The organism is Streptomyces sp. KR55 (assembly GCF_052245645.1).
GTDB lineage: Bacteria > Actinomycetota > Actinomycetes > Streptomycetales > Streptomycetaceae > Streptomyces > Streptomyces flavusporus.
Genome location: NZ_JBQQCE010000529.1, coordinates 1 through 6,486, shown reverse-complemented (window position 1 = coordinate 6,486; position 6,486 = coordinate 1). Strand labels below are relative to the sequence as shown.

The 6,486-nt window shown below is 70.6% G+C and carries 7 protein-coding genes and 1 pseudogene; 2 read left to right on the top strand and 6 right to left on the bottom strand.

Annotated features, from left to right (window positions below; genetic code table 11):
- Positions 1–284: hypothetical protein (locus ACTWQJ_RS44290; RefSeq protein ID WP_443312061.1), on the bottom strand; the 284-nt coding region annotated here is incomplete at its 3' end.
- Positions 285–520: 236 nt separating this feature from the next.
- A pseudogene (locus ACTWQJ_RS44285) lies at positions 521–838 on the bottom strand (transposase); the annotation flags it as partial.
- Positions 839–1,130: 292 nt separating this feature from the next.
- Here ACTWQJ_RS44285 and sigK point away from each other — a divergent pair.
- The gene (gene sigK / locus ACTWQJ_RS44280; RefSeq protein ID WP_443312060.1) at positions 1,131–1,742 is read left to right on the top strand and encodes an ECF RNA polymerase sigma factor SigK; all 612 of its coding nucleotides are present in this window, start codon (positions 1,131–1,133) and stop codon (positions 1,740–1,742) included.
- Positions 1,739–2,476 (top strand): anti-sigma factor domain-containing protein, encoded by a 738-nt coding sequence (locus tag ACTWQJ_RS44275; RefSeq protein ID WP_443312059.1) that lies wholly within the window; start codon positions 1,739–1,741, stop codon positions 2,474–2,476. Before sigK ends, ACTWQJ_RS44275 begins: the two co-directional genes overlap by 4 nt.
- 15 nt (positions 2,477–2,491) lie before the next feature.
- Here the strand turns inward: ACTWQJ_RS44275 and ACTWQJ_RS44270 are convergent, their stop codons facing one another.
- The 4 genes from ACTWQJ_RS44270 to ACTWQJ_RS44255 form a co-directional block, all read right to left on the bottom strand.
- Positions 2,492–3,265: a 4'-phosphopantetheinyl transferase family protein gene (locus ACTWQJ_RS44270; RefSeq protein WP_443312058.1), complete on the bottom strand. Its 774-nt coding sequence runs from the start codon at positions 3,263–3,265 to the stop codon at positions 2,492–2,494.
- A 53-nt stretch (positions 3,266–3,318) separates the two neighbouring features.
- Positions 3,319–4,338, bottom strand: coding sequence for a 2,3-diaminopropionate biosynthesis protein SbnA (gene sbnA / locus ACTWQJ_RS44265; RefSeq protein WP_443312057.1), 1,020 nt, complete (start codon positions 4,336–4,338; stop codon positions 3,319–3,321).
- Positions 4,339–4,395: 57 nt separating this feature from the next.
- Positions 4,396–5,466 carry a 2,3-diaminopropionate biosynthesis protein SbnB gene (gene sbnB, locus ACTWQJ_RS44260; protein ID WP_443312056.1) on the bottom strand — a complete coding sequence of 357 codons (1,071 nt, stop codon included), beginning with the start codon at positions 5,464–5,466 and terminating at the stop codon, positions 4,396–4,398.
- Positions 5,463–6,486: TauD/TfdA family dioxygenase (locus ACTWQJ_RS44255; protein WP_443312055.1), on the bottom strand; the 1,024-nt coding region annotated here is incomplete at its 5' end. The genes sbnB and ACTWQJ_RS44255, both read right to left, overlap by 4 nt.

Sequence of the window (6,486 nt, the reverse complement as noted above, 5' to 3'; positions counted from 1 at the left end):
AGACACCAGGAGCCTTTCCGACCCATGACCGACACCACCGCCTGCGTCCGCGAACTCAACCTCTGTCGCCAGTAGTTCGACCTCGTCGCCGCAGGCACAAAACCATATGGGTGCGGGTTGAATACCCGCACCTCGCCGACCTTCGACTCGACTTCGAAAGCGCGGTGCGCGACCTGGTGACCGCGGCCGCCGTTCACGCCCACCGGCGTGGAGCCGACGGCATGCTGCAGCTCCTTGGCACTGCCCACAACCATGGGCGATGGAGGAGCGATGGCGCTGGCCAACCGCGGAGGCCAGTACGGCCAGCAGGTCCCGGGAAGCCTCGTCGTACGCCCCGAGCCCCCGTTCACCGAAGCGCCGCTCCACGACCTCGCCGGCTCCCCGGCCAACCGCCTGCTGCTCGATTTCACCCACCGGTTCGCCGTCTGCCATTCAGTCCCAGGCCCCTGCACATCCGCGCATGGACATGCGAGGCATGCAGGAGAGTAATAGTCAAGACCGGTGGATCAGTTGAGGTATTTCAGGCCGCGTGACCCTCGGCCCGTTCGACGAGTTGACCGCGTTCGAAGCGGGCTCCGGCCCGGACCAGGGCGACGAGGTGGGGTGCGTTCACGGCCCGCCACCGCTGCTGGGCGGACTCGACGAGCTTGAAGACCATCGCCAGGGCGGCGGCCGCGCTGCCGGCGCTCTTGGTGACCTTCGTGCGCAGGCGGACGGTGGCGAACATGGACTCGATGGGGTTCGTGGTGCGCAGGTGGATCCAGTGCTCGGCAGGGAAGTCGTAGAACGCCAGCAGCTCGTCCACGTCGTCGGTGATCTTCTTGACGGCTTTGGGGAACTCGCGCCGTAGGTCTTCTCGAACGCCGCGTACGTCCTCCCGGGCCCGATCCACAGGTCTTGAGCATTGCTCCTGAGCAAGTCTTCGCATGCGACGGACAGGCCTTGCGTCGATCCGCGGAGGCGGCAGCTCCGAACAACCTGTAAGGGCCTCGTTCACCCCACTTCATCCGTTTTACCACCGTGCTCCCGGTCGCCTCCGGCAGGAAGGTGAATATGTCAGGCGGACGGCTCCGGACGAGGTGCGCCTTCCTCGCGGAGGGGCCACTGTCGAGCAGAGCTGAGGAGCGGTCATGAAGCATGGAAACGACGCGGACGTGGAAAGCGACGCGCCGGTCCGGCGGACACGGTCATCGGACGATGCCCGGGTGGACGAGCTGCTCATCCGTACCGCCGACGGCGACGAGCAGGCATTCGTCGGCGTGTACGACGCGCTGGCACCGCTGGTGATGGGACTGGTCTACCGGGTGCTGAGGAACGAGGCGCAGGCGGAGGAGGTGACCCAGGACGTGATGGTGGAGGTGTGGCGTACCGCTGCCCGCTTCCGCGCGGAGCGGGGCCCCGCCCGCGCCTGGGTGCTCACCCTCGCCCACCGCAGGGCGGTGGACCGGGTGCGGTCCGTCGCCGCAGGCAGGGCCCGCGAGCTGCGCACCGCGGCCCTGGAGCATGAGCGGCCCTTCGACGCGGTGGCCGAGGAGGTCGAGGTTCGCGAGGACTACCGGGTCGTCTTCCGCTGTCTGTCCGAGCTGGCCGGGCACCTGCGGCTGCCCCTGGTACTGGCCTACTACGAAGGGCTGACCTACGCGGAGGTGGCCGATTCCCTGGCCACTCCCGTCGGGACCATCAAGTCGCGGATGCGTCAGGGGCTGCAGCGCTTGCGTGAGTGTCTGGAGGGCGGATCATGAGCGACTCCGACGCCCCTTGCAGCGAGGTCGGCGCGTACGCACTGCACGCTCTGCCTCCCGACGAGGAGGCCGCCTTCGAGAACCACTTGGCGAGCTGCGCGGCGTGCCGGCGCGAGGCCGACGAGGTGACGCAGACCGCCGCCCGGCTGGGCGCCGTCGAGGTTCGGACTCCCTCCGCCGACCTGCGCCGCGGTGTCCTCGCACGGATCGCGACCGTACGTCAGGAGCGGTCTGTCGTCTCGCGGCGACATCGCCGGCGGCAGCGGGGCCTCGCGCTGGCGCTGGCGGCGTCCGTGGCGGCAGCCGCGGCTCTGGGGGGTGTCGCCTGGTGGCAGCACTCCGAGGCGGACACCGCCCGCGAGCAGGTCGCCGACGTCCGTGGCGGCAGCGAGGCGCTCGCCGATGTCCTGGCCGCCGCGGACGCCACGATCAGTACCATCCGGATGCCGCACGGCGCGACGGCCAGCGTGATCGCCTCCCGGGCCCAGAGCCGGACCGCGTTCATCACCTCGGGCCTGCCACCCCTCACCGACGACCGGGTCTACCAACTCTGGTACGGGTACGAGGGGCGGTACCGGCCCGCCGGCCTGGTGTCCTCCGCGGGCGGCCCTCAGGCACAGGTCCTCGAAGGGCGGCTCGGTGAGGCCACCGCCGTCTGTGTGACCGTCGAACCCGCGGGTGGCTCGCCCCAGCCGACCTCCGACCTGCTCGCCATCATCCCGGTGCCCGCGTGAGGAGGTGAGGAGGCGTCACCGTGGTCGCTCCGCCGGCGGTGCCTCAGCGACCGCGACGGCAGCCGCGTGACCCGGACCGGCAGCGACGTCGTGGATCACCCAGCCCGGCACCCGGCTGGGTGCGTGCGGTGACGTGCTGAGGTGGTCGAGGCGGAGGTCGCGTCCGAGTCCGGTGCCGAGACCTTTCAGGTAGGCCTCCTTCCGGGTCCATGCACGGGCGAAGGCAGCGGGACGCCGCTCCGGCGGACAGGCGGCGAGCTCGGCGGCCTCCCGGCGATGCAGTATGGCACCGACGTCGGCGACGACATCGGAAGCAGGAAGCTGCTCGATGTCCGCGCCGACCGCGGTGGCCGCGAAGGCGAGGAGGCAGAGCCCGCCGCTCCGGGAGAGGGAGAAGCAGAGGTCGGCGCCGGGCACGGCGGGCCGGCCGTGCGGGGCCCGGCACATGGGGCACGGCTGTCGCACCAGCGGTACGTTCGCGGGCTCGATGCCGAGGTAGGCGCCGAGGAGCAGTCGCAGCCCGATGTGCGCGACCCGGTAACCGTCCCGGTCCGCCGCCGAGCGGAGCGCCGCCGCTCTCGCCCTTTCGCCGCTGTCCAGCACCGATTCGGCAAGCGGGGCGACGACGTCGCGCAAGACCTCCACCCGCGCCAGCCACAGTTGTGGCGGCCGGCCGGAGCGGGGTGGTGTCAGCGGCCGGGCCCAGACGGCGGGGACGAGCAGCTCGGGCGGCAGCACCGGATGTGGGGCTGCCCACGCCGGTTCCTCGGCCGGGTGCCTGCGAGGCATGGGGTCGGCCGCCTTTCGTCGCACGTCTTTCAGGGCAGGTGAGCGGATGTCTGTCAGCGAGCCCGGCCGTTCGCCGTGCTCGGCTCGCGGGCCGTGACAGCGTGGTCGGGTGGCGCCTTCGGGACGAGGGCCTCGTCACTGTAGAGGGCTTGCACCCAGTTGGTCTGGTAGATCGTGTCGAGGTAGCGCTCGCCGAGGTCCGGGGCGATCGCCACCGGCGTGAGGCTTGGGGTCTCGTGCTGGGCCAGCCAGCTCATCGCCCCGCTGACCACCGTGCCGGTCGACCCGCCGAAGAGAAAGCCCCGCTTCGCCAGGTTCCGGCAGGTACGGATGGTGTCGGCCTCCTCGACGCGCACCGCCTCGTCCACGTACGCCTCGTCGAGCAACGGCGGCCGGACGCTCATGCCCAGGCCGGGGATCATACGGCGGCCTGGCGGGTCGCCGAAGATGGCGGAGCCGACGCTGTCCACGGCGACGATCCGCACCGGCCGGTTCCAGGACCGGAACCAGCGTGCGCACCCCATCAGGGTGCCGGTGGTGCCGACCCCGATGAACAGCACGTCCAGCTGCGGGAAGATGCGGGCGATGGCCGGCGCCGTCCTGAGGTAGTGCGCCTTCCAGTTGTCGGGGTTGGTGTACTGGCTCAGCCACACATAGCGGTCGTCCGCGGCGCACAGGCCGCGTACGTACTCCAGCCGCGCTCCCAGGAGACCGCCGGTGGCGTGTTCGTGAGAGACGACGTGCACCTGGCTGCCGAAGGCTTCCATCATCTGCCGGGTGGCGAGATTGCAGCGGGAGTCGGTCACACAGACGAAACGGTAGCCCTTGCTCGCCGCGATCACGCTCAGGGCCACACCGAGATTGCCCGACGAGGACTCCACCAGGATCGAGTCCCGGGTCAGGATGCCGCTCCGCTCGGCGGACTCCACCATCTCGGTCGCGGCTTTCAGTTTGATCGAACCGGCGAAGTTGAACCCCTCGCACTTGAGGAACAGCCGGTGTCCGAACATCGGCTCCAGGTCGATGTACAGATCCTCCTCGTTGAAGGCTTGGGGAACGGATATGACGGGCACGATGGCCTCCGAGTCCGTGACCGGAACACCGGCCGAACGGCGGGTGGTGAGCCGTTCTCAGCCGTACCGGCGCAGTTCATGGAAGAAGTTGTCGATGATCCGCAGTTCGCCGGAGCGTGCCACCTCCTCGTAGACGAACTTGCCGACCGCGAGGTCGAGCACGCCGAGGCCGAACGGCGAGAACACCACCGGCCGGTCGGCCGGCACTGTCACCCGGCCGGCCATCACGTCGTCCAGCGTGCCGAGCAGGAAGTCGCGGTTGCCGGTGAGGCTTTCCGTGAGGTGCGGTGAGGTGGCGGCCCTGAGGCAGTGGTCGATGTCGTCGACAAGGTTGGTGGCCGACAGCAGCACCTGCGGCGCGAGGTCGCGCAGTGACACGTGCAGCACCACCGGGTTGTGGCGGAACCACGACGGCTCGTCGATGTGCGGCCGGTCGGCGACGGTGGCGAAGACGATCAGGTCGCTGTGGCGGATCAGCTCCCGCGCGCTGCCGTGCACGGTGACGCGTCCGACGGCTCCTGACTGCTCCAGGTACGTCCGGAACCCCGCCGCGCTGTCGGCGGACACGTCGTGCACACCGATGGCGTCGAAGGACCAGCCGGTGCCCTCCAGGTACGTGTGGATGTACCGGGCGATCAGACCGGCCCCGACGAACCCCAGGCGGGCGGGGCGCGGTCGTCCCCTGCTGAGCCGGTCGGCCGCCGAAGCGGCGGACGCGGCGGTCCTGGCGGCGCTGATGATCGAGCTCTCCAGGCATGCGAAGGGGTAGCCCGTGGTCGGGTCGTTGAGGATGAGCACGGCCGACGCCCTGGGGATGCCCGACGCGACGTTGGCGGGAAAACTGGAGATCCACTTCAGGCCGTCCACCCGGCTCTCGCCGCCGAGCGAGGCGGGCAGGGCGATGATCCGCGACGACGGCCGGTCGGGGAAGCGCAGGAAGGAGGACGGCGGGTTGACCGTACGGCCTGCCCCGTGCAGGCGGTACGTCGCCTCGACGACCTCCACCACAGCCTTCTCACGTCCGTCGAGGACGCTCTTGACCTGGGTCCCGGGGATGACGGCGAAGGACGGTACGGCCGGTACCTCGGCCCGGGCCGCTTTCTCGGAGGCGGGACGCACCATGATCATGCCGCTGCCCTCCCGGTCGACGCCGCGGGGTGGTCCTGACGCACCGGGTCCGCCAGGGCGACCACCACGTTCCGCGGTCCTTCGTACGCGTCCCGGCTGTGCGCGGTGCGGATGTTGTCCACGAGCATCAGGTCTCCGGAGTGCCAGGCCCGGCGTACGGTGTGCGCGTCGTAGGCGTTGTTGATCTGCTCGACGACGTCCCGGGGCACGGGGTCGCCGTTGCCGTAGCGGGTGTTGAAGGGGAGGTCGTCGGGGCCGTACTCCTCGATGAGGAACTCCCGTATTTCGGGCGCCATCGTCCACTCGTTGAGGAACGCGATCTGGTTGAACCAGCAGCGCCGGCCGGAGACCGGGTGCCGCGCCACGGCGCGTCGGTGCTGCCGGGTGCGCAGTGAGCCGTCCGGCTGCCAGGAGAAGTCGATGGCGTTGGCACGGCAGTACGCCTCGATGGCGTCGCGGTCCTCGGTGCCGAAGGACTGGCTCAGCGTGGCACCGATCTCGTTGGTGTAGGTGCGGGTGAGCAGCCAGCCTTCCCGCTCGAACCGGTCGACGAGTTCGGCCGGCAGCGCCTGCAGCACGGCGGCCGAGTCGGCCACGGCGGTGGCACCGCCCGCGGTGGGCGGCTGAAGGCACGCGAACAGCATCAGGCCGGGGAACTCCAGCGCGTAACTGAGCTCGTGGTGCATGCACATGGGCTGGTTGGGCGGCCACGCCGACGACGAGTAGACGCCCTCCGCGTGGCGGTCGCGGGCGGCGAACGCCTCCCGCTCGGTCGCCGGACGGTCGGCCACCTGGTGGAGGACCGACTCGACGTCGGCCGGGGTGCGCAGACCGAGGCCCCGGACCGTGACAGCGCCGTGCTCGGCGAGGAGGTCGCGCAGCGTGTCCCGCCGGACGGCCGCCCAGGCCGCCGCGTCCGAGGCGGCCTCGGCCTGGAGAATCGGCGGGTCGCCGGGGGCCCGAGGCGTGGTGCTCCCGGCAGTCGGAGGCGGCGCGACGGGGGCCGGGTGCTTGCGGAAC

Bases quoted from the DNA above. Each gene is read 5' to 3' on its own strand.
- sbnB (WP_443312056.1), bottom strand. From the start codon at position 5,466: ATGATCATGGTGCGTCCCGCCTCCGAGAAAGCGGCCCGGGCCGAGGTA.
- ACTWQJ_RS44275 (WP_443312059.1), top strand. From the start codon at position 1,739: ATGAGCGACTCCGACGCCCCTTGCAGCGAGGTCGGCGCGTACGCACTG.
- ACTWQJ_RS44270 (WP_443312058.1), bottom strand. From the start codon at position 3,265: ATGCCTCGCAGGCACCCGGCCGAGGAACCGGCGTGGGCAGCCCCACAT.
- sigK (WP_443312060.1), top strand. From the start codon at position 1,131: ATGAAGCATGGAAACGACGCGGACGTGGAAAGCGACGCGCCGGTCCGG.